This is a genomic window from Aeromonas sp. RU39B, from assembly GCF_900156095.1.
Classification (GTDB): Bacteria; Pseudomonadota; Gammaproteobacteria; order Enterobacterales; family Aeromonadaceae; genus Aeromonas.
This window is the reverse complement of the sequence record NZ_FTMJ01000001.1, coordinates 20,266-41,036: the sequence shown is the minus strand read 5'-3', so window position 1 is coordinate 41,036 and position 20,771 is coordinate 20,266. Positions and strand designations below refer to the sequence as shown.

Annotated in this window: 19 protein-coding genes and 1 CRISPR repeat array (1 of these 20 running past the window's edge); of the genes, 8 read left to right on the top strand and 11 right to left on the bottom strand. The window is 59.8% G+C overall.

All coding sequences use genetic code 11. From position 1 onward, the window contains the following. Window positions 1-181 precede the first annotated feature (181 nt). Window positions 182-889 (bottom strand): phosphatase PAP2 family protein, encoded by a 708-nt coding sequence (locus BW958_RS00150; protein WP_076573287.1) that lies wholly within the window; start codon window positions 887-889, stop codon window positions 182-184. Between the two features lie 168 nt (window positions 890-1,057). On the opposite strand from BW958_RS00150, the gene BW958_RS00145 reads away from it, so the two are divergent. Continuing rightward, window positions 1,058-1,570 carry a DUF2937 family protein gene (locus BW958_RS00145; protein ID WP_143232977.1) on the top strand — a complete coding sequence of 171 codons (513 nt, stop codon included), beginning with the start codon at window positions 1,058-1,060 and terminating at the stop codon, window positions 1,568-1,570. 27 nt (window positions 1,571-1,597) lie between these two features. On the opposite strand, the gene BW958_RS00140 is transcribed toward BW958_RS00145, so the two are convergent. The 4 genes from BW958_RS00140 to hrpB all read right to left on the bottom strand — a co-directional run bounded on the left by BW958_RS00140 (window position 1,598) and on the right by hrpB (window position 8,609). Then, a complete protein-coding gene (locus BW958_RS00140) occupies window positions 1,598-3,187 on the bottom strand; it encodes a response regulator (RefSeq protein ID WP_076573285.1) in 1,590 nt (529 codons plus the stop codon). Between the two features lie 137 nt (window positions 3,188-3,324). Continuing rightward, window positions 3,325-3,759 (bottom strand): SMU1112c/YaeR family gloxylase I-like metalloprotein, encoded by a 435-nt coding sequence (locus BW958_RS00135; protein ID WP_076573284.1) that lies wholly within the window; start codon window positions 3,757-3,759, stop codon window positions 3,325-3,327. A gap of 24 nt (window positions 3,760-3,783) precedes the next feature. Further along, entirely contained in the window at window positions 3,784-6,099 is a 2,316-nt protein-coding gene (mrcB, locus tag BW958_RS00130) for a penicillin-binding protein 1B (protein WP_076573283.1), read from the bottom strand. 62 nt (window positions 6,100-6,161) lie between these two features. Continuing rightward, window positions 6,162-8,609 carry an ATP-dependent helicase HrpB gene (hrpB, locus tag BW958_RS00125; protein ID WP_076573282.1) on the bottom strand — a complete coding sequence of 816 codons (2,448 nt, stop codon included), beginning with the start codon at window positions 8,607-8,609 and terminating at the stop codon, window positions 6,162-6,164. A gap of 94 nt (window positions 8,610-8,703) precedes the next feature. On the opposite strand from hrpB, the gene thpR reads away from it, so the two are divergent. From thpR to prmA, 4 genes are all read left to right on the top strand, one after another. Continuing rightward, window positions 8,704-9,225 carry an RNA 2',3'-cyclic phosphodiesterase gene (gene thpR, locus BW958_RS00120; RefSeq protein ID WP_076573281.1) on the top strand — a complete coding sequence of 174 codons (522 nt, stop codon included), beginning with the start codon at window positions 8,704-8,706 and terminating at the stop codon, window positions 9,223-9,225. Then, window positions 9,222-9,980 carry a DNA/RNA nuclease SfsA gene (gene sfsA / locus BW958_RS00115; protein ID WP_076573280.1) on the top strand — a complete coding sequence of 253 codons (759 nt, stop codon included), beginning with the start codon at window positions 9,222-9,224 and terminating at the stop codon, window positions 9,978-9,980. The genes thpR and sfsA overlap by 4 nt, the downstream gene beginning before the upstream one ends. Window positions 9,981-10,084: 104 nt before the next feature. Beyond that, window positions 10,085-10,534 carry an RNA polymerase-binding protein DksA gene (gene dksA / locus BW958_RS00110; RefSeq protein ID WP_076573279.1) on the top strand — a complete coding sequence of 150 codons (450 nt, stop codon included), beginning with the start codon at window positions 10,085-10,087 and terminating at the stop codon, window positions 10,532-10,534. 119 nt (window positions 10,535-10,653) lie between these two features. Further along, complete coding sequence (prmA, locus tag BW958_RS00105) at window positions 10,654-11,532, top strand: 50S ribosomal protein L11 methyltransferase (protein ID WP_076573278.1); 879 nt, start codon at window positions 10,654-10,656, stop codon at window positions 11,530-11,532. Window positions 11,533-11,580: 48 nt separating this feature from the next. Here the strand turns inward: prmA and BW958_RS00100 are convergent, their stop codons facing one another. After that, window positions 11,581-12,666: a calcium/sodium antiporter gene (locus BW958_RS00100; RefSeq protein ID WP_076573277.1), complete on the bottom strand. Its 1,086-nt coding sequence runs from the start codon at window positions 12,664-12,666 to the stop codon at window positions 11,581-11,583. 105 nt (window positions 12,667-12,771) lie between these two features. Between BW958_RS00100 and BW958_RS00095 the strand changes: the two genes are divergently transcribed. Further along, window positions 12,772-13,407, top strand: a complete 636-nt coding sequence (locus BW958_RS00095) for an SDR family oxidoreductase (RefSeq protein WP_076573276.1) — start codon at window positions 12,772-12,774, stop codon at window positions 13,405-13,407. Between the two features lie 3 nt (window positions 13,408-13,410). Here the strand turns inward: BW958_RS00095 and BW958_RS00090 are convergent, their stop codons facing one another. From BW958_RS00090 to BW958_RS00075, 4 genes are read right to left on the bottom strand one after another with little or no spacing between them, the layout of a single operon-like run. Further along, a complete protein-coding gene (locus BW958_RS00090; RefSeq protein WP_076573275.1) occupies window positions 13,411-14,601 on the bottom strand; it encodes an ABC transporter permease in 1,191 nt (396 codons plus the stop codon). Continuing rightward, window positions 14,595-15,704 (bottom strand): ABC transporter permease, encoded by a 1,110-nt coding sequence (locus BW958_RS00085; protein ID WP_076573274.1) that lies wholly within the window; start codon window positions 15,702-15,704, stop codon window positions 14,595-14,597. The genes BW958_RS00090 and BW958_RS00085 overlap by 7 nt, the downstream gene beginning before the upstream one ends. Beyond that, entirely contained in the window at window positions 15,701-16,681 is a 981-nt protein-coding gene (locus BW958_RS00080) for an HlyD family secretion protein (RefSeq protein WP_076574043.1), read from the bottom strand. Before BW958_RS00080 ends, BW958_RS00085 begins: the two co-directional genes overlap by 4 nt. A gap of 17 nt (window positions 16,682-16,698) precedes the next feature. After that, window positions 16,699-18,105 (bottom strand): TolC family protein, encoded by a 1,407-nt coding sequence (locus BW958_RS00075; protein ID WP_083687196.1) that lies wholly within the window; start codon window positions 18,103-18,105, stop codon window positions 16,699-16,701. 280 nt (window positions 18,106-18,385) lie between these two features. Here BW958_RS00075 and dusB point away from each other — a divergent pair, with 280 nt between their 5' ends. Both dusB and fis read left to right on the top strand, forming a co-directional pair. Further along, window positions 18,386-19,351 carry a tRNA dihydrouridine synthase DusB gene (dusB, locus tag BW958_RS00070; protein WP_076573273.1) on the top strand — a complete coding sequence of 322 codons (966 nt, stop codon included), beginning with the start codon at window positions 18,386-18,388 and terminating at the stop codon, window positions 19,349-19,351. Between the two features lie 25 nt (window positions 19,352-19,376). Further along, on the top strand, window positions 19,377-19,673 hold the full coding sequence (gene fis, locus BW958_RS00065) for a DNA-binding transcriptional regulator Fis (protein WP_076573272.1): 297 nt from the start codon (window positions 19,377-19,379) through the stop codon (window positions 19,671-19,673). Window positions 19,674-19,818: 145 nt separating this feature from the next. Here fis and BW958_RS20770 read toward each other — a convergent pair whose 3' ends face one another. After that, window positions 19,819-19,878: an SEC-C metal-binding domain-containing protein gene (locus BW958_RS20770; protein WP_076574039.1), complete on the bottom strand. Its 60-nt coding sequence runs from the start codon at window positions 19,876-19,878 to the stop codon at window positions 19,819-19,821. Between the two features lie 26 nt (window positions 19,879-19,904). Further along, a CRISPR array of direct repeats spans window positions 19,905-20,771; the repeat unit is 28 nt; unit sequence TTTCTGAGCTGCCTGTGCGGCAGCGAGG; it runs 5,576 nt beyond the window's last position.

Genomic DNA, 20,771 nt, shown 5'->3' with positions numbered 1-20,771 from the left:
GGTTGAAACGCATTTTTTGCGAAGTTAGCAAACGAATCGTCTATTACTTATAGCAGGGTGGGCAGCGCTCACCCGAGTCCATCGGTGTTGTCTATGGTCTTTCGCGACGACCTTAAGTAACCGATGGCCAGCAAAAGGCCGGGATTTCCCGGCCTTGTTTATCTGTGAATTCACCTGTTGGTTACAACCAGCGCTGCAACCACGACTGGCGCAGTAGCCAAGCCGATAAACCGCTGACCACCTTGTCGCTGACCGGCGTGAGCAGCAGCCAGGGAATCACCAGAGTGACCACCGCAAGAGACCCCATATAGATATCGGTAAACCAGTGGGCGCCGACCATCATGCGCGGCAGGGTAAAGACCGGCACCATCAGACAGGCCAGCAGCCCCATCCAGCGCGGGGCAAAACGGAGCATAAACGCGGCAAACACCATCAGCATCATGCCGTGATCGCCGGGGAAACTGTCACTCGATGAGTCTTTGGTCGGAAAGTCGGTCAGTTCGGTCAAACGCAGTGCCCAAGAGAGCGAAAGAGTAGGACTGGGACGCTCAACCGGCAACAGGTGGCCAATACGGTTAAGCAGCAGTGCCACCAACATCATCCACAGACCAATCGCCACCCAGCGGGCACGTACCGGCCCATCGCCTTGCACAAAGCGGGATGCCAAAAGAGCCAGCATGCAGCCGAGTGAGACCAGATCAAACAGGCGATGGTTGGTGACCGCCATAAAGGTACGCCAGGGGCCCGGCTCGGCAATCAGGGCATTAAAGGTCTGGAAAATCGACACATCCCACCGCGCCCACAGACCGTGTCCGGGCAGAAAAATCCAGCTCAGCGCAACCACGGCGCCCAGCAAATTCCAGAGGAGAATGGTTGGTAACTTGTTCATGAGAAAAGAACCGGACTGAAACAAGGTTGCAGATGTTACGGATCCATGACCAAAAAACAAGCCACATGTGAATCCCAATCTGTACTAACATTTCTGTCAAACTAGGCGTCATGACAACCAACTGATACACAGTTAGTATGCTCTGATGATATTGGTGGAGTGAATAGAATGCGCAACTACCTGAGATTAATACTGTTTTCAATGGGGCTGCTGGCTGGCGTACAGATCCCCGGCTGGCTCGAACTCTATTATCAGCGGGTAGATGCCCGATTACAGCAAGCCGAAACGAGCCTTGCACCGTTTCAGGCTAACGCCGATGAACACTTTGGCGGTGCGCTGGATGCCCTGATAACCCATTACCGCAGCAACCCCGATCCGGTAGTTAACCGCGATGCCGATAGCATCCAGCAACTGGTGGCCCAGCGCGAGCGCTTGACCAGTGAGCAGGCATTGCACAGCGCGCTCTGGTTTAAGCAACTCACTCATCTGCTGTTGCGTGGTGATCGTGCGTTGATTGAGGATACCCTGACCCACTACAACTATGTGGTGCCACTGAATCAGGATGCCATGACCTGTGGCCTGCTGGTGGCTCTGCTGGCCGCATTGCTTGGTGATCTGTTTTTCTCGCTGCTGGCCTGGCCCTTCAAACCGTCACCCCGACGGCGCCCCGAGTTTCGTTAAACCGCCCGTTTCTCGATAGCCTCTCCATCAGGAGAGGCTATCGAGCGAATAGGGCAGGCGCTGCTCATCAACCAGGGCGATTAGCGCTTCGACCACCAGCGGATCAAATTGGTGGCCCGAGCGCTCTTTCAGATAATCGAGCACAGTGGGCAGCGGCCAGGGCTCTTTGTAAGGGCGTTTGCTCAGCAGCGCATCAAACACATCCACCACCGCCACAATACGTGCCGATAGGGGAATGTCGGTGCCTTTGAGCTGTTTGGGATAACCCTTGCCATCAAAATGCTCGTGGTGACAGCGGGCGATTTCCGCTCCCAGCGACAAGTAACTCATCCCCTCCACCATCTGGCCGGCGTCTTCCAAAATGGTGGCGCCGATGCTGGCATGCAGCTCCATCACCTGCCGCTCCTCTGGCGTAAAGCGGGCCGGTTTGTGCAGAATATTGTCCGGCGTGGCGACCTTGCCCACATCATGCAGAATCGACGCCATACCGATCATCTCCATAAAGCGCGGCGTCAATTCATCAAGGTAGCTGCCACGGCCATGCATCTCCTGGGTGATGGCATCCGATAATTTCTGCACCCGTTTGACATGCTCGCCGGTGTCACTGTCACGAAACTCGGCCAGCGCAGCCAATGCTACGACCGTTGCCTCTTGCGAACTCAGTAACTGGCGATTGAGATAGAGGTTGTCGTAGGCGGCCGAAATACGGTGGCAGAAGATACCCAGCAGATCCTGCTCGATAGGCTCGAGTGGCCAGGCGGGGGTCAGACAGAGCACAAATTCGCGGCCGTTGTGAGCCTGAAGATACACCGCCTCCTGCTGCTCATCCTGTACCCGGTAGCTGGCATTACTGGCCGAAGCCACCGCCGTCAGCAGGTGCGGAAAATGGCTCAGCGAATCCCCTTGCAGTAATGGCTCGTAGACACCGGTTGCCGCCAGCACCTGCAGCGGCCCATCGTGAGAGCGCCGCTCAGCGCAGACGATGCCTTCGGTACCCACATCAAGCAGGGCGCTGACTTGACGCAGCACCCCGGAGGCAAACTCCTTAAGAGAGCTCAGTTGATAGAGATCCCCGGCGCCATCGAGGATCCGCGCTAACCCTTGGCGGCTGCGCTCGATGGTCAACAAACTGTCGTAGGATCGCAGCGAGGCAATCACAGTGGTAAAGAGCTTTTGCGAGGTGAGGTCGGTCTTGGTCTTGTAATCATTGATGTCGTAATCAAGGATAACTTTTTTCTCGGGCGCCTGACCGGGTTGGCCGGTGCGAAGCACGATGCGCACCAGCTGGTTATCAAGCTCGCCACGGATGTATTCCACCACCCGCAAACCGGCGTCATCGCTCTCCATCACGACATCCAGCAGCACCAGCGCGATATCCGGCTCTGAGCGCAGCAACGCCATGGCTTCCCGGCCGCTATTGGCATTAAGCAGCTCAACGCCACGCCCCTTGAACTGGATATCTTTGATCGCCAGCCGCGTCGCCGCATGGATATCCGGCTCGTCATCCACCACCAAAATGATCCAGGGCTTCAGGGAACGGGGCAGCTCATCGTGCTGGTCCACGGGCTCATCATCTTCAATAAGCCACAGATCGTTGTCTTCATCCTGCTCTGACATGGCGTCCCTCCGTGAGTCCTTAAAACTATAACCGGACTTTCACAAGCTCGGCGGCCAAATGCTAACCGCTCGATTCAACAGGAAAAAAACAGCGTCAAACAGCGAAGTTCTGACAGGGGGCGCACACTTGTTTTCTATTACTCCACGCAGGATTGACTCGCAGCCACCTCATAGAGCTCGAGCGGCAATCCGTCAGGGTCAGCAAAGAAGGTAAAGCGGCAGCCGGTGAGCTCATCGACTCGCACCGGCTCGACAGCCACCCCATGCGACTCGAGATGGGCGATCACCGGCTCAAGGCGCTGCACCCGAAAGGCGAGATGACGCAGGCCGCACGCCTCGGGACGAGAGGGGCGCGCTGGTGGCGAAGGAAAGCTGAACAGCTCAATCTGGCCACCACCGGGCAGCGCCAGATCGAGTTTCCACGACTGGCGCTCTGCGCGCAGCGTCTCGGCAATGATCGGCAACCCCAGGGTCTCGTGATAAAACGCCCGTGAACGCTGATAGTCACTCACAATCAGCGCCACGTGGTGAATGGATCCCAGCAAAGCGCTGTCACGCCGGTTTTCGCTCATCGCCGCCCCTCTTGGGTTACATCATCAGTTAAAGAAGTTATTGAACCAGTTATCCAGCACATTTTGCGGTTGGGCTGCGCACGACACCGGCTCACCCAAGGTCGCCAGTTTGGCGGGCACCGACACACTGCCCGGACAATCATTCGCGACCCGGCTGCCACTTGTACGCGAGAAACTGGCCCAGCCAATCCCCTCAGGCAGGGTCAGCTGCAGGCTATTCACGCCGCGCTGCGCCATATAGCCCGAGAAGAGTTGCAACGCGCCGTTGGCGCCGGTCAAACCGGCCGGGGTGTTGTCATCACGCCCCACCCAGACACTGACCAGCTCGTTGTTGTCGATCCCGGCAAACCAGGAGTCACGCAATTCGTTGGTGGTACCGGTCTTACCCGCCATGGTCAGCCCCGGGAAACGGGCACTGAGCGAGCGGGCCGTGCCTTCACTCACGGTCTTGGTCATGGCAAACAGGGTCAACCAGCTCGCCTGGGCATCCACCGTCTGCTTGGCCACGGCATTTTGCTTATACATCACCTTGCCATCGCCATCGACCACGGCGCGAATCGCCGCCAGCGGCTGAGTCAGGCCACGGTTGGCAATCGGCAGATACATCTGATTGACCTCAAGCGGACTTAAGGCAATGGCCCCCAGCACCAGCGACGGATAGGCCTGAATGCTCTGCTGCACACCCAGTTTGTGCAGCGTATCCACCACCTTATCGAGCCCCACCTGCAGGCCAAGATTGACCGTCGGCACGTTACGCGAATCGGCCAAGGCGTTCATCAGCATCACGTTTTGCAGGAACTTGCGATCGTAGTTTTGCGGCGTCCACAACTGACCATCCTGACCGCGGATCCGGATAGGTTGATCTTTAAGCGGTGTTGCCAAGGTCATGCCGTTGGAAAGACCAGTCAGATAGACCGAGGGTTTGACCAAAGAGCCAATCTGACGGCGTGCATCGAGCGCCCGGTTAAAGCCGGCGTAGCGTGGATCGCGTCCGCCCACCACCGCCACTATCTCCCCTTTGTGCCAGTCGGAGATGATCATGGCCGCTTCCAGATTCTTTTTACGCAGGGTCTTCTCGATGTTATCAAGGCCCGACTGCACTGCCTGCTCGGCCGCATGCTGGGCAATCGGATCAAGACTGGTGAAGATCTTCACGCCCGATTGCTTGAGCAAATCAGGGCCAAATTGCGCCTGAATTTCACGCTTGAGCAGACTCATGAAAGCCGGGGTACGGCCATAGGTCATCTGGCCGCGCGGGATCACCCCAAGCGGCTGCTGGCTGGCCAGCTGATACTCATCGGCAGTGAGACTGCCCTGATCCGACAGCAGTTTTAGCACCAGATTACGGCGGGTCAGCGCCCGATCCGGATAGCGCCACGGATCATAGAAGGAAGGCCCTTTGACCAACCCCACCAACAGCGCCATCTGGTCGATATCCAACTCATTGACCGGCACCCCGAAATAGAAATAGGAGGCCAAACCAAAGCCATACACGCCTTGAGAGAAGTTCTGGCCGAGATAGACCTCGTTGAGATAAGCCTCAAGAATCTCATCCTTGCTGTAGCGATAGTCGATGATCACCGCCATGTAGGCTTCCTGCAGCTTTCGCCACATGCTGCGTTCGCGGCTTAAGAAGAAATTCTTGGCCAGCTGCTGAGTCAGAGTGCTGCCCCCCTGCACCGTATGACCGGCCAGCAGGTTAGCGACCATGGCACGCAGAATCGCCAGCGGCGAAACACCGCCGTGCTGATAAAAATCGCGATCTTCGGTAGTCAGCAAGGTGACCAGTAAGCCATCCGGCACTTCGGAGAGTCGTACCAGCAAACGGTCTTCTCGATCCTCGGTATTAAGGCGATCAAGCAGCACCGGGTCCATCTGGGCAAAGCCCATCGCCCGGCCATTATCCAGCGACTGAATCGCGCCCAGCCGCGCACCGTTAAAGGTCAGACGCAGGCCACGCGCACTGTCAGCCCCATCAAAAAAGGCAAAGGGGCGGCGAATGATATCGATGCCTTGCGTGGTCACCGTGTACTCGCCCGGCTGATGAGGCTGACGCACCGCTTTGTAGTTAAGCATCTTGAGCTCGCGCAGCATCTGCTCCTGAGACAGGCGCTGACCCGGATAGAGCTCAAGTGGGCGGCTGTATACCATGACCGGCAGTTGCCACTTTTCACCGTCGAAGCGCTCGCGGACCTTGGTATCGAGATAGATGCCAAAGACCACCAAAAAGGCAGCGCCCACCAGCGACAATTTGACCCCGAGCCAAAACAGGGTGCGCCACAGCGGGCGACGGGATGAACTCTTCTTGCTAACCGGTCGTTTCTTACGTGTTGTTGCCATGCAGTACTGTTTCCACTAACCCCGAAAAAATGTGCCCTGCGGGCAATCCATTCAGATTGTTGTTATTTATCCTGATCCATCCGCTTTTTGGTCAGCCGGGTCGGCATCGCCTCCAGCGGATTGTCCGGCCAGTAGTGGCGCGGATAACGTCCTTTCATCTCTTTTTTGACCTGCTCATAAGAGCCGGCCCAAAACGCGGCCAGATCGGCGGTGATCTGTAGCGGCCGCTGCGCCGGAGAGAGCAACTCGACCAACAGCGGTATTCGTCCTTCGGCCACGCGTGGCGTCGCAGCAAGGCCAAACATCTCCTGAATCCGCACCGGAATCGCCGGCGCCTGCCCCGGCACATAGCGGATGCGCACCCGTGTCCCGGTCGGTGCGCTAAAGTACACCGGCAACTGCTCATCCAGTATGCCCGGCAGCGGCCAAGAGAGTTGAGCGCGCAGGGCAGCGGTCAGATCCACTTTTTTCAACTGCTCGAGCCGGGTCATACCGAGCACGCTCGGCAGCAGCCACTGCTCAAGACTCTCCAGCAAGTCATCATCGCTGCAGGCAGGCCAAGGGTGCTGCGACAACCAGTCGGCGGCGCAGCGAAGCCGCGCCAGCAATCCTTCACTGGCCTCATCCCACGGCAGGCAGTGCAGCCCCTTGCGGCGCACCCCATCGAGCAGGCAGCGCCCTTTTTGCTCATCAGAGAGCGTGGTCAGAGGCTCGCTGGCAAGCACCAGCTCACCCAGCGTGCGCTGACGCTCGGCGCGCACCCGGTCTTGCTGCTCATCCCAGGCAAAGTGGTCGCGCTCGCTGACAAGCTCCGGCAGCCAGCGCACCAGCTCGTCAAGCTCCAGCGGCTCGGCCACGAAAATACGAATGCCGCGATCACTTTGGCCCATATTGACCGCCACCAGCGCCGCTTGTCCGCTGCACGGATGATCATCGGCCAGATCGGCACTGCTGCCCCCCGCCAGTTGATAGCGACTGCCACTGCGCAGACGGCCGATGCGATCGGGCCAGGCCAGCGCACAGAGCACGCCAAGCCACTGCCCAGAGGCAGCAGAGGTGCTGGCATTAAGTCGCGCCAACCAACGCCCTGCCTGGGGGCGCAGCGCACCTTGCCGCCGGCCAAACAGGACCGAGAGACGCTCCGAGCCTCGCAGATCCTCCTCCAGCAGAGCAACAAGATAACAGGCGTCGGCGACAATTCCTGTCAGGCCCTCTTGCTCCAGCTCGGCAGCGCGCAGCAACATGTGCGCCAGACGAGGATGGGTACCGAGCGTCGCCATGGCGCGGCCATGGGCAGTCAGCTGCATAGTCTCGTTGATAGCGCCGAGTCGGCGTAATAAGGCTTCTGCCGCCGCCAGGGCGCCAGCCGGCGGCGTGTCGAGCAGCGGCAGCGCGTCAATTTTGCTGCCCCACTGGGCGGCATCGAGCATCAGGCCGGTGAGCTCCTGGGTCAGCAGCTCGGGAGGGCTCTGCTCTTCCAGCCGGTCCTGCTGCTCCTGGCTCCAGAGCCGGTAACAGACACCGGGCGCCAGACGTCCGGCCCGCCCGGCGCGCTGCTCGGCCGAGGCCTTGGCAATCTGACGGGTTTCAAGACGCGTCACCCCGCTTTTAAGATCAAACAGGGCGCGCCGCTCCAGACCGCTGTCGATCACCACGGTGATCCCTTCAATCGTGAGCGAGGTCTCCGCCACATTAGTGGTCAGCACCAGCTTGCGTCGCCCGGCCGGTGCCGTGGCTATCGCCGCCTGCTGGGCGCGCATATCCAGGCGCCCATAGAGCGGGGCGATATCCACATCATCGGGCACCCGCTCGCGCAGCCACTCGGCCAGCCGCTCAATCTCGCCCTGCCCCGGCAAAAAGACCAGCGCGCTCCCAAGGTGAGAGGCGAGAGCTTCAAGCACCACGGCACCGAGTTGCGGCTCGAGGCGTTGCAGGCGATTCCAGGGGCGATAATGGCGCTCGACCGGATAACTGCGCCCTTCCGAGCGCAGCACCACCGCTTCGCTGAGCAGGCGCTCGAGGGGCAAGCCATCGAGGGTGGCAGACATCACCAGAATGTTGAGATCATCGCGCAAAGCCTGCTGGCTCTCGAGTGCAAAGGCGAGCGCGGTGTCAGCATGCAGGCTTCGCTCGTGGAACTCGTCGAAAATCAGCAAACCGACGCCCGAGAGCTCGGGGTCTTGCTGCAACATGCGCGTCAGCACCCCTTCGGTGACGATCTCAAGGCGGGTACGCGCGCTGATGCGGCTCTCACCACGCACTCGCAGGCCAACACGCTCACCCACTTTCTCACCCAGCTGAGAGGCCAGATAGGCGGCAATATTGCGCGCCGCCAGACGCCGTGGCTCAAGCAGGATAATGCGCCCTCGTACCCGCTCACGCACCAGCAGCTCAAGCGGCAGCAATGTTGACTTGCCGGCACCGGGAGGAGCCTGCAAAATCAGCTGGTTATGTTGTGACAGCGCCGTTTCAATGGCAGGCAACAGTGAGGCGATGGGAAGCGGGGACAAGCTACAGTTTCCGTTTGGCCAAAAACGCCGTCTATGATGCCACAGATTTGCCCTGTGGTAGCCAGAGAGCCGATTCACGATACCGGGGGAGCCTGTGGCCCGACTCTTTTTTGCCCTTCCTGCTGATAATCTGGCCGATGCCATCATTCGCTGGCGTGATGCGCGCCCCTGGCCCGGCCAAGCGGTGCCGGCTGCCAATCTGCATCTGACCCTGGCATTTCTCGGTGAGGCCGATGAAAAACAAACCCGCGAATTGATGCAGCAAGCCGCCAAATTGCACTGCCCGCCGCTGACAATTGAGCTCGATGCCTGCGGCTGGTTTGCCCGTGCCAAGGCGGCCTGGATTGGGCCCGAGCAGTGGCCCAACGAGCTATCGGTGTTTGCCCGCGAGTTGCAGCGCCTTGGCAGCCGTCTAGGGCTTGGTAATGGCGAGCAGCACTATCACCCCCATGTCACCTTGTCGCGTAAAGCCACTGAAGCGCCACAAGATAGCCCGGCGCCACGCTTTACCTTGCTGGCACGGGAGTTTTGTCTCTATCAATCGGTCAGCAGCGAGCAGGGGGTGCGCTATGAGCCGCTCGCCCGCTGGCCTCTTCGCAAACGGATTCATCCATGACGTTCGAACCTCCGCTGCAAAGCGGCATGCTGATTAGCCGCTATAAGCGCTTTCTCACCGACGTGGCCCTGCCAGATGGCAGCACGCTCACCGTGCACTGCGCCAATACCGGCGCCATGACCGGCTGCGCCGACCCCGGCACCCGGGTCTGGTACTCCACCTCGGACAACCCGAAACGCAAGCTGCCCAATAGTTGGGAGATAGCCGAAAGTCCGCGCGGCCACTTTATCTGCGTCAACACGGCGCGGGCCAACCAGATTGCCCGCGAGCTGATTGAGCAAGGCGAGCTGGCGCCGCTTGCCGGTTACCAGCGCCTGCGCACAGAAGTGAAATATGGCGAAGAGGGCAGCCGTATCGATCTGCTGCTGGAAGATGATCATCAACCGGCCTGCTATATCGAGGTCAAATCGGTCACCCTGCTCGATGCGACGCGTGATGATGGCATGGGCTATTTTCCCGATGCAGTGACCACCCGCGGCGCCAAGCATTTGCGTGAGCTGATGGCCATGAAGGCCGCCGGTCATCGGGCGGTGCTGTTGTTCATGGTGCTGCACTCTGGCATCGAGAAAATGCAGGCAGCATCACACATTGACCCGGACTATAGTCTGCTTATTGAGCAAGCAGTGCGGGCGGGGGTTGAAATCCTTGCCTACAGGCCCCATGTTGGGGTGAATGGCTTGTCCGCTCAAGGGTTTATACCGTTTGCAGGGGTCACAAGTCCGCTCATGGGAAGGGATGAAATCTCGGTGGGATAACAATAATGAAAAGGGCTGTTTGCCTGATCGTTACCCATCTGATATAGATACCGGCCTCAGATTTATGGATGGCACGGGCATCGTGCAGTATTAGGAGACAGGGCATGCCAACAGGCGAAAACAGGAAATCTCTGGGCCCCCTGGCCATTGCGGGTGTAGAGCCTTACCAGGTGCAACCGGGTGAGGAGTACATGAATGAGCGTCAGAAGACGCACTTTCGCAAAATTCTGGCGGCCTGGCGTAATCAGCTGATGCACGAAGTGGATCGCACCGTTGATTACATGAAGGACGAAGCTGCCAACTTCCCGGATCCGGTGGACCGTGCTGCGCAGGAAGAGGAGTTTGCCCTCGAACTGCGTACCCGCGATCGTGAGCGCAAGCTTATCAAGAAGATTGAAAAGACCCTGCAACTGCTGGAAGACGACGAGTTCGGCTACTGCGAGCACTGCGGGATCGAAATCGGTATCCGTCGTCTGGAAGCCCGTCCGACCGCCGATCTCTGCGTCGACTGCAAGACACTGGCCGAGATCAAGGAGAAGCAGATGGCCGGCTGATGCCACCATCTTGCACACCGTATTAAAGGAGGGAGCCCGAGGCTCCCTCTTTGCATTTCGACAGCTTCCCTCCCCGGTGGTAGAATCGCGCGGTTTTAATGACATGAAGAGCCGATGCCATGCCCTGGATACAAATTCGAATCAACGCCACTGCCAAAACAGCCGACAAAGTCAGCAACATGCTGATGGGACGTGGCGCCCAGGCGGTCACCTTCATGGATGCCAAGGATGTTCCCGTCTACGAACCAATGCCCGGTGAAACCCCGCTGTGGGGCGAGACCGAGGTGATGGGGCTGTTTGATGCCGAAGTGGATCCGGCGCCTATCGTCGCCTTTTTCCAGCAGATCTTCGGCGAACAGGTCGGCTACAAGGTCGAGCAGCTCGAAGACAAGGATTGGGTACGCGAGTGGATGGATCACTTCCACCCGATGCAATTTGGCGAACGCCTGTGGATCTGCCCGAGCTGGCGCGATGTGCCTGATCCCAGCGCCGTCAACGTGATGCTTGATCCGGGTCTGGCATTTGGTACCGGCACCCACCCCACGACCGCCTTGTGCCTCAAGTGGCTCGATGCGCAAGATTTGACAGGCAAGACCGTGGTCGATTTTGGCTGCGGCTCCGGGATCCTCGGCATCGCCGCACTCAAACTCGGTGCCGCCCGGGTGATCGGCATCGACATCGATCCGCAAGCCATTCAGGCCAGCCGCGATAACGCCGAACGTAACGGCGTGGCTGAGCATCTTGAGCTCTATCTGCCAGCCGAGCAGCCGCAAGGTCTCAAGGCCGACGTGGTGGTGGCTAACATTCTGGCCGGTCCGCTGCGCGAGCTGGCGCCGCTGATCGCCGATCTGGGCAAGCCCGCCAGCCTGATGGCCCTCTCCGGTGTGCTGGAGAGCCAGGCGCCCGAGCTTGAGACCATCTACGGCCAGTGGTTCAACATGGACCCAACCGCCGTACAGGAAGAGTGGTGCCGCCTCTCGGGCACCAAGCACAGCTGATAACACAAGGGCTCCACCGGGAGCCCTTGTTGTTTTGATAAAGACGGCTTAGCGGCCGATTCGCCCCCGATGCCAGGCCCGTCCGGCCAGCACGACCAGGGTGATGGCAGTGAGCGGCAACACAAACAGGGACATGGCCGAGGCAAAGGGAGCCTGCAGCGCGCTGTCGGTCGCATGCAAAATAAGCCACAGGGTATAAGCGACGTAGTAGGCCAAAAACAGCATCCCTTCCCAGCGCGCTATGGTGTAACCGGTAAAGAAGATCGGCAGACAGGCGAGCGCTACGGCGATCATCACCGGAATATCAAAAGCCAGTGCGGTGGCGGAGACCTCGATACCGCCCGGCACCACCAGAGCGCTCAGCCCCAGTACGCAGAAAATATTGAAGATATTGCTGCCCACCACGTTCCCCACCGCAATATCGCGCTCCCCACGCAGGGCCGCCACGATGGAGGTCACCACTTCCGGTAGCGAGGTACCAGCGGCCACTATGGTCAGACCGATGACCAATTCACTGACGCCAAAGTAACGGGCAATGGTAACGGCACTCTCGACCAGCAGCCGCGAGCCAAGCACCAGCAGCGCCAAACCCACCACGATCAGCAGCACATTGCGCAGCTGCGTTAACGGGGAATGTGGCTCATGAGCGCCATACTCCTGCTCATACTCGGCCTTGGCAGCCTGGCTCTCGCGCCGGCTCTGCATAATCAGAAACACGGTGTAAATGAGGATGCCGGCAAACAGCGCGCCCCCTTCCAGCGGCGCAATCCGGCCATCCCACCCCATGATCAGCACCAGCAGTGAGGCGGCGATCATCAACGGCACATCGAGGCGCACCAGTTGCATCGAGACCGTCAGCGGTACAATCAGGGCCGAGAGCCCCAGAATAAACAACACGTTGAAGATATTGCTGCCCACCACATTACCCACCGCAATCCCCGCCTGACCGGCCAGCGCAGACTGCACACTGACCGCCAGTTCGGGCGCGCTGGTACCAAAGGCCACCACCGTCAAGCCCACCACCAGCGGCGAGATCCCTAGCGCACTGGCAAGACGCGATGCCCCGCGCACCAGCACTTCTGCCCCAATCACCAAACACACCAAGCCCAGAACCAACCACACTGTCGTCATCATGAAGTCATCCTTGTCGCGGTCCGAATCATATGAGATGAGTTCTCATTTACACTCTAACAGAGCAACGCTAGTCTGATGAGCTCATTCTATTAACAGGAGTCATCCATGTCTCGTTTCCTGCTACTGGGCGCCAGTCGCGGTCTTGGCCACGCTATTTGCCACTCGCTGCTGCAACGCGGAGCCCATATCACCGCCCTGATCCGCGATGCTGAGCAGGCGCAGCGGCTGCGCCAGGCCGGCGTTGATGTGGTGGAAGGTGATGCACTTGACCCGCAGGCCATGCGCGCTGTGTGCGAGCAAGCCGGCACCGAGGCCCGGGTGATTTCGACCCTCGGCAGTTTTCGAGCCGCGCAGCCGGTCGATTTTGAGGGGCATCGCCTGCTGATCGACACTATGGAGGCCACCGGCCTGCGCCGTCTGCTGCTGGTCACATCGCTTGGTTGTGGCAACAGTTGGCAATATCTGCCTGCGCGGGCGCGTCATGCCTTCGGTTTCGAGGTGCGACTTAAAACCCTGGCAGAGAGTTGGCTGCAAACCAGCGCACTGGAGTGGACCATATTGCGCCCGGCCGGGTTGCAAGATGGGAAGGCCACCGGCAGCGCCCGGCTGGCGCCACCAGAAGAGGAGCTGCACGGCGTGGTGCGCCGCGCCGACGTGGCAACACTGGCTATCGAACTGGTGGCGCAGCGCGATACCATCGGCCAGATCCTGGCCTGTGTGGACGATACCTTGACCCGCTAAGCGCTATGGTGCCTGCACATCGTGTGATACGGGCCTGGGCTTTAGCAACGTGCGCTGGCGCCAGGCCAGCAGCCACCAAGCTAGCAGACCGTAGAGCACAGCCAGTCCCCATAACTGCATAAGTTGGGGGCTAATTTGCCCAATATCGGCCCCCATCTGATTGAGGCGCAGCGACCCCTGAATACCCGCCGTGGCCGGCACCCACTGGGACAACCAGCGTAGCGGTGCCGGCACCATCTCCAGCGGCCAGATAAAGCCGGCAACGAAGATCAGCGGCATGGAAGAGACCAGCACCACCTGACTTGGCAGGTCGCGGCGCACAAACAGCGCCCCCAGCACCACCCCCAGCCAGAGCGTGGCGAGCTCGAAGGGGAGCATCAGCAGCACCATCTGCAGGGCCGAGGCCTCGCGGGCGACCCCATAGTGATCGAGGCAAAATCCCAGCATGTAGAGCATCGGCAACAGATAACCAGCGCCAATCACCAGGGTGCGTGCCAGCAGCAGAGCCCCCGCAGGCGCACTCTGCCAATACCCCTCACCGCCTCGAACTGTGATCTGGTTTTGGGTCGCCCCCACCAGCGCCGCGCCCATCAGCAAGATCTGATGCAAAATCAGCACAAACACGCCGGGCACCACGTAATCGACATAACCCATGGTTGGGTTAAAGACCGGTACCAGATTAAGCGACACAGCACTCCAGCCCTGACTGGCCGCCGGTAAGGGCTCGCCGTGAGTGAGCAAACGCACCACCTTAATCTTGGCCGCCAGCGTACCGCTAGCAGCCGCCAGCCCCTGCGCCAATGCGCCATAGACCAGAAAATAGCTGGCATCGCCGCCATAACCGACCGTCACGCTGCGCCCCAGCATGATGTCGCGATAAAAATGGCGGGGAATGTGCAAAAGCCCGCTCGCTTGCCCGGCATTAACCAGCTGCTCAGCCTCGGCCAGCGTGGCGACCTGATCAGTCAGCCGCACCTCGGGCGTAGCATCGGCCATAAAGGCCAGTTGGCGCGATAACTGACTGCCATCTTCATCGACCAGCACTACCGGCAGCTCACGCGGCGTCTGGTTCAGATAGGGCTGTGGATAGAGAAACGAATAAAACAAAATGCCGCCAAACAGCGTCAGCAAGATGGCGCGATCGGCCAGCAGGCTACGCAGCTCAAGACGCAGCAGGTCGCGAAAACCTAGCATGCCGCCTCCTGGTCATAACGGCGCTTGACCAGTAGCAGCAAGAGCCAGAACGCGCTCATCATGACCAACTGCGGCCAGATGGTGGCCAGCCCCATACCGTGATTGGCCACCGCCACCTGCAGGTCGGCATAGTGAGAGAGCGGCAGCAAGGCGCGCCAGAAGCGGGCGAATGGCTCCATGGCCATGGTCGGGAAGGTGATGCCCATAAACGCAAGGCCCGGCGCCGTCAGTGAGCCCGCCAGCGAGATGGCGCGCGCCGCATCGCGCAACGCCGCGTAGTAGACCATACCGATGGCCACGCAGCCCCCCGAGGCCAGCGCCAATCCGAGCGCCAACCAAAGTGGATTCCCCTGCTGCGGATAGCCGAGTAGATGAAACAGGGCAAGGCTCCACGCCACGCCCCAACCCCACCCAATCAGAGTGTGCAGGGCAAATTTGCGCAGTAATGGACGCCACACCCCACCCTGGCACCACGGCAGTTGTAGCCGATCTTCCCGTGACAGAGCATTGAGGCCATAGAGGGTGAGTAAAATCTGCCACACCGCCGGGAACAGGGCGCCAAGCATAAACTGGGCATAGCTCGAGTTGAGGTTATACAGCGCCGTCACCTGACTGGTGAGCGGCAATGCCTGCCCCATGGCGCCGGGAAGCGCCCTGCCTTGGGCCAGCGCCGCGAGGAGGCCCACCTGACCGTTGAGCGTGCCCACCACCTGCGCCAGCGCTGCATTGACCACCTTGGCAATCAGCACAAACTGGCTGTTACTCCAGGCGGTAATGCGCGGCGCGGTGCCAAGCCTGGCATCGCGCTCCAGATGCAGCGGCATCACCACCAGCGCATAAATCTCGCCGCCACGCAGGGCGCGGCTGCCCTCCTCCACCGAGGCGTAGTCCGCACTTAAATGCAGCGAAGGGGACGCATCCAGATCACGGGCCAGCTGACGCGAGAGCGCACTGTGGTCAAGATCGACCAGCCCGATGGGCAGTTCGCGCACCAGCGCGCCGGAGAAGATCCACCACAGGCAGCCAAGCAGCATCAGCGGCAGCCACAGCGCCAGCCAGCGGCCCCAGGAGTCCTGCCAGAGCAGACGCAGCTCGCGGATCATTGCAGCTCAACCAACACGCTCATGCCCACCCGCAATCCGGCCAACGGCTCGACTGGCCGCGCCTCGACCTCAAAGGTGCGCATATCAAACCCTTGCCGAGTATCGGTGGCGCGCCATGTGGCAAAATCCCCCATCACAGCCACATGGGTCACACGAAACCGCCAGCGGTTATCGCCCAGCGCCGGGATGCGCGCATTGAACTCTGTGCCCATGGCAAAGCGCGGCAGCAAATCTTCACGCACATGCAACAGCGCCCACGCATCGTTCATATCGAGCAGGGTCACCACCGGAAAGCCCTGCGGAGCCAGCTCGCCGCTTTGCAGCAGCACCTGGCTCACTTCGCCATCGTGCGGGCTGGTGATACGGGTATCCGCCAGATAAGCCTCGACCTCTGCCACCGAGCCTGCGGCCATGCGCACCTTTTCACGGGCCGCCACCTTGGTCTCTTCCCGGGCCCCTTCCAGCGCCATCTGATATTGCTGCCACGCCATCCCTTCGCTGTAACGGGCGGCCTGCCAGGCGGTCCAGGCTTCATCACGCTTTTGCAGCGGCACCACGCCATCGCGATGCAAACTGGCAATCCGCTCATAGGTTTTACCGTGCAACTCGGCAGCGGCCTTGGCCTTTTGCCACTGATCGTTGGCAGCGGCAATCTGCTGGGCGCGGGCTCCTTTTTCCGCCTCACGGGCCAGCGCATCGGCAGCGGCTTCACCGGCCTTGGCCTGGGCCAGTTTGGCCTCCATCTCGGGGCTGGCCAGTGTAAACACCGGCGCGCCGGCTTTGAGCAGATCACCCTTGCGCACCAGCACCTGATCAATACGCCCCGGCACCTTGGAGGAGACCGAATATTGCTGCGCTTCAATCTGCCCTTGCAAGCGCACCGGCTCCGGGCGATAAGCCAGCCAGAAGCGCCACCCGAGCCAGAGGACCACCAGCAACATCACCCCCAGCACGATCAGGGGGCGTTTGGAATTCATGCTCTGCTTTAACTGGCTCATGGCGTGACCTCTATGCCCTCGGTTAACTGATAGGTTGCAAACTGTTCGAGCTGGCCAGATAGCGCCAACAACCGGGCTAGCGAGACCACGTATTGATAGGCCGCCGCCGCGCGCTGAGTCTTGATGCCGGCCAGCTGGTTCTGGGCATCGACCACATCGAGCGAGGTAGACAGCCCCTGGGCAAACGCCTTGTCGCGCAGTGAGACGTTCTCTTCAGCCAGCTGCTGGGTGGAGGCAAGCGCCTGATACTCTTCAAGCCCCTGCCCGGCTTCGCGCCAGGTTTTTTCAACCAGCAGCTCCAGATCGTGACGGGTCTTGGCCACCAGATAGTTAACCTCAAGCTCGGCGCTCTTGGCAGCGGTCACGGTCTCGGATCGGCCGTCGCGGCTGACCAGCGGCACGTTCACGCCCACCCCGACCAGCCAATCCGGCGTCATCTTGGCCGTCAGGGTATCTTGCTCATAGAGGTTGTAGTTGCCGTAGAGGAACACTTCGGGGGAGTACTTACCCTGCTCGACCCGAATCACCCCTTTGGCCTGTTCGCGCTTGGCATCCAGCACCTTGAGACCGGGGTGCACCGCCAGCGTTTTTTCAACCAGCGGTGCCAACGGCGGGGTATCGTTGTTCACAAACAGGCCGTTGCCGGGCTCCACCTCTTTGAGCTTGACCATCCGATCCAGCGCCAGCTCGGCAATTTCCAGACTGCGCCGCGCTTTTTGGGTATCGATACGGGCCTTGTCATAGGCCGACTGGGCCGAGAGCCGCTCGACCCGGGCAATCTGCCCCTGCGCTTCCAGCTTGTCGGCGTGTTGCAGATGACGGGCAAGGCCGGCCTCCATCTCTTGGCGGGTGGCGACCGCCTGACGGGCCAGCACCACACCGAAATAGGTTTGCGCCAGACTCTCGAAGCTCGACAGTTGACGCACCTGCAGCATCTCGCGCGCCTCACTGACCTGAGCGGCACGAATGTCCTGCGCCGCATCAATCTGGCCGCCGGTAAAAATGGGCCACAGCGCCTTGACCGAGCTGGTGACCACGTTTTGCTCGGTCAGGGGGGTGACAAAGTCGCCCGCGCCCAGATTAGTAGCGCCGAGCAGAGGTTGCAGTGCTTTGGCGAGCTCTGGATGGCTGGCGATGGGATTGAGATCGAGCATATCGAGCTCGACCGGTTTATCTAGGTGGGTATAGCTGGCGCCCACGTCCACTTTGGGCAGATAGAGCGATTTGGCAGCCTCACGTAGCGACTCGGCCCGGTCGATGCCGGCACGGTCGGCAGCCAATCCATCATCTTGCTCCAGCACCCGTCGCCAGGCATCGGCAAAGGTCAGCGGCGCCGCCTGTACCACTGCCACATTGGTCAATAAACCGATACCCACCACGATGGCAGTGATCCGTCCAGCCATGTTATCCCTGCTTTGATTGTTAATTTTTAGGGTGGAGCATTTGCTCCAATTAAGACATTTACTATAACCCGAACAGGCTGCTTTTTTGAAAAGGGCATTTTATACCAACTCATTCGGATCCGCCCACTCTCAATTGGCTGATATGCAAGCTATCCAGATTTTGCAAGCCTTCCACGCCATTTTTTTCCTAAAAAAAGTTGGCTGACGCTCAAATACTAACCTTTTCTCCTGCCTAAAAAATGCGTAATATACGCCGCCCTAAGCTGATGGTTACCGTGGTATGCAGATAGGCCCGCACACGCTGGACACACCCCTGATTGTCGCCCCCATGGCCGGTGTCACTGACCGACCGTTTCGCGAACTCTGTTTGCGATTGGGAGCTGGCATGGCGGTGTCCGAAATGCTGTTGGCCAATCCGGATGTGTGGGATTCCCAGAAGACCCGCATGCGGATGGATCACGCTGCAGAGACCGGTTTGCGATCAGTCCAGATTGCCGGCGCCGATCCCGAGATGATGGCGTATGCCGCCCGCTACAACTTGGAGCATGGCGCGCAGATTATCGACATCAACATGGGATGTCCGGCAAAGAAAGTGAACAAGAAGCTGGCAGGTTCTGCACTGCTTCGTTACCCCGATCAGGTCCGTGCGATCTGTCAGGCGGTGGTGAAGGCGGTGTCAATTCCTGTCACCTTGAAGATCCGCACAGGATGGGATCCGGATAACCGCAATGGCGTGGAGATCGCCCGAATCGCCGAAGATTGCGGTATCGCGGCCCTTGCCGTGCATGGTCGTACCAGAGCCTGCCTCTATCGAGGAGAGGCCGAGTACGACACGATCAGGGCGATTAAGCAGGCCGTATCGATTCCTGTCGTCGCCAATGGCGACATTAACAGCCCGGAAAAGGCCCGGTATGTGCTCGAATATACCGGTGCCGATGCCGTGATGATCGGCCGTGCAGCACAAGGACGACCCTGGATTTTCCGGGAAATCCGCCACTATCTGGCGACCGGTACCCTTCTTCCTCCGCCACCGCGTGCAGAGGTAAGAAGCCTGATGCATGAGCATGTAGCCAACCTGCACCGTTTCTACGGTGATTATCTGGGGCCGCGCATCGCTCGTAAGCATGTGGGATGGTATCTGGACAACGATGAGGCGGACCGAGAATTCCGTAGACGCTTCAACGCACTGGAATGTGCCCAGGCGCAACTGGCTGCGCTGGACGCGTATTTCGATGGATTAGGTTAACGCATAACATAAGAGCCGACCGAATATGTTCGAACAAACCCTGACTTCTGATGCATTGGTAACGACCACTCACAATCACGCTGCCGAGCCGACCCAGCGTCCTCTGCGTGACTCTGTGCAACAGGCGCTGCGTAACTACCTGGCCCAGTTGAACGGTCAGGAAGTGGTGGAACTGTACGATATGGTCCTCTCCGAGGTCGAAGCTCCCATGCTGGACGTGATCATGCAGTACACCCGCGGTAACCAAACCCGCGCCGCCGTGATGATGGGTATCAACCGTGGTACCCTGCGCAAGAAGCTCAAGCGCTACGGCATGAACTAAGCGCAATCCATTAAAGCTTTGAAAATAAAAGCACTTTCATTTTTTGAAAGTGCTTTTTTTATTTTGGGCCACTTATCAACCAGCTAGCGCGCCTGATTAACGCCCTGCATCTTACGATGTGAAGGCACCGGCTGGCCGCGACACCTCAGTGCAGACAACAGTGCTTGTACTTCTTGCCGCTACCACAGGGGCACGGCTCATCCATCCATACAGATTACCCCTTTTCCTCCTTTTCTAAGCTGCCTGTGCGGCAGCGAGGATCACCTTGATGTCGTAACGCATCTTGCCGAGTTTCTGAGCTGCCTGTGCGGCAGCGAGGGAAGTAGCGGCGCCGGAACAGCATCGCGTCGCTTTCTGAGCTGCCTGTGCGGCAGCGAGGTTGGATGTGGACTGCCCCAGCGCCACAAAGCCTTTCTGAGCTGCCTGTGCGGCAGCGAGGTCGTCGATCTGGTAGGCAATATCGCGGAGCACTTTCTGAGCTGCCTGTGCGGCAGCGAGGAGTTATGCCGAGTGGATCGGCATGGGTCGCATTTTCTGAGCTGCCTGTGCGGCAGCGAGTGCTCCAGCTAGCTGCTGCTTGGTCTGGGCAAATTTCTGGGCTGCCTGTGCGGCAGCGAGGCTAAACAGCTCGCCGTAGGTGGCCAACTGGATTTTCTGAGCTGCCTGTGCGGCAGCGAGGCCCAGAACTGCTTTGGCATCGTCCCGCTCAAGTTTCTGAGCTACCTGTGCGGCAGCGAGGTGTTTTTTGACAAACAACTCGGCGTCACCGTCTTTCTGAGCTGCCTGTGCGGCAGCGAGGCCTCCCAAGGCAACGGCTCCCCATGGCACATGTTTCTGAGCTGCCTGTGCGGCAGCGAGGCAAAGGGGTGCTCTGATGGCCATCTCGGTCGATTTCTGAGCTGCCTGTGCGGCAGCGAGGTGCCGGTGCGCGTGGATGCAGTGAGAAGCACATTTCTGAGCTGCCTGTGCGGCAGCGAGGGGCTGGCGCTTCTCCAGCATCCAGCTACAGGCTTTCTGAGCTGCCTGTGCGGCAGCGAGGTTCAATCTGGCGATGGACGCGCAGCCGGGGCTTTTCTGAGCTGCCTGTGCGGCAGCGAG

Coding starts and splice junctions, on each gene's coding strand:
- BW958_RS00150 (WP_076573287.1), bottom strand. CDS start 889: ATGAACAAGTTACCAACCATTCTCCTCTGGAATTTGCTGGGCGCCGTG.
- BW958_RS00145 (WP_143232977.1), top strand. CDS start 1,058: ATGCGCAACTACCTGAGATTAATACTGTTTTCAATGGGGCTGCTGGCT.
- BW958_RS00140 (WP_076573285.1), bottom strand. CDS start 3,187: ATGTCAGAGCAGGATGAAGACAACGATCTGTGGCTTATTGAAGATGAT.
- BW958_RS00135 (WP_076573284.1), bottom strand. CDS start 3,759: ATGAGCGAAAACCGGCGTGACAGCGCTTTGCTGGGATCCATTCACCAC.
- mrcB (WP_076573283.1), bottom strand. CDS start 6,099: ATGGCAACAACACGTAAGAAACGACCGGTTAGCAAGAAGAGTTCATCC.
- sfsA (WP_076573280.1), top strand. CDS start 9,222: ATGACGTTCGAACCTCCGCTGCAAAGCGGCATGCTGATTAGCCGCTAT.
- dksA (WP_076573279.1), top strand. CDS start 10,085: ATGCCAACAGGCGAAAACAGGAAATCTCTGGGCCCCCTGGCCATTGCG.
- prmA (WP_076573278.1), top strand. CDS start 10,654: ATGCCCTGGATACAAATTCGAATCAACGCCACTGCCAAAACAGCCGAC.
- BW958_RS00100 (WP_076573277.1), bottom strand. CDS start 12,666: ATGATGACGACAGTGTGGTTGGTTCTGGGCTTGGTGTGTTTGGTGATT.
- BW958_RS00095 (WP_076573276.1), top strand. CDS start 12,772: ATGTCTCGTTTCCTGCTACTGGGCGCCAGTCGCGGTCTTGGCCACGCT.
- BW958_RS00090 (WP_076573275.1), bottom strand. CDS start 14,601: ATGCTAGGTTTTCGCGACCTGCTGCGTCTTGAGCTGCGTAGCCTGCTG.
- BW958_RS00085 (WP_076573274.1), bottom strand. CDS start 15,704: ATGATCCGCGAGCTGCGTCTGCTCTGGCAGGACTCCTGGGGCCGCTGG.
- BW958_RS00080 (WP_076574043.1), bottom strand. CDS start 16,681: ATGAATTCCAAACGCCCCCTGATCGTGCTGGGGGTGATGTTGCTGGTG.
- BW958_RS00075 (WP_083687196.1), bottom strand. CDS start 18,105: ATGGCTGGACGGATCACTGCCATCGTGGTGGGTATCGGTTTATTGACC.
- dusB (WP_076573273.1), top strand. CDS start 18,386: ATGCAGATAGGCCCGCACACGCTGGACACACCCCTGATTGTCGCCCCC.
- fis (WP_076573272.1), top strand. CDS start 19,377: ATGTTCGAACAAACCCTGACTTCTGATGCATTGGTAACGACCACTCAC.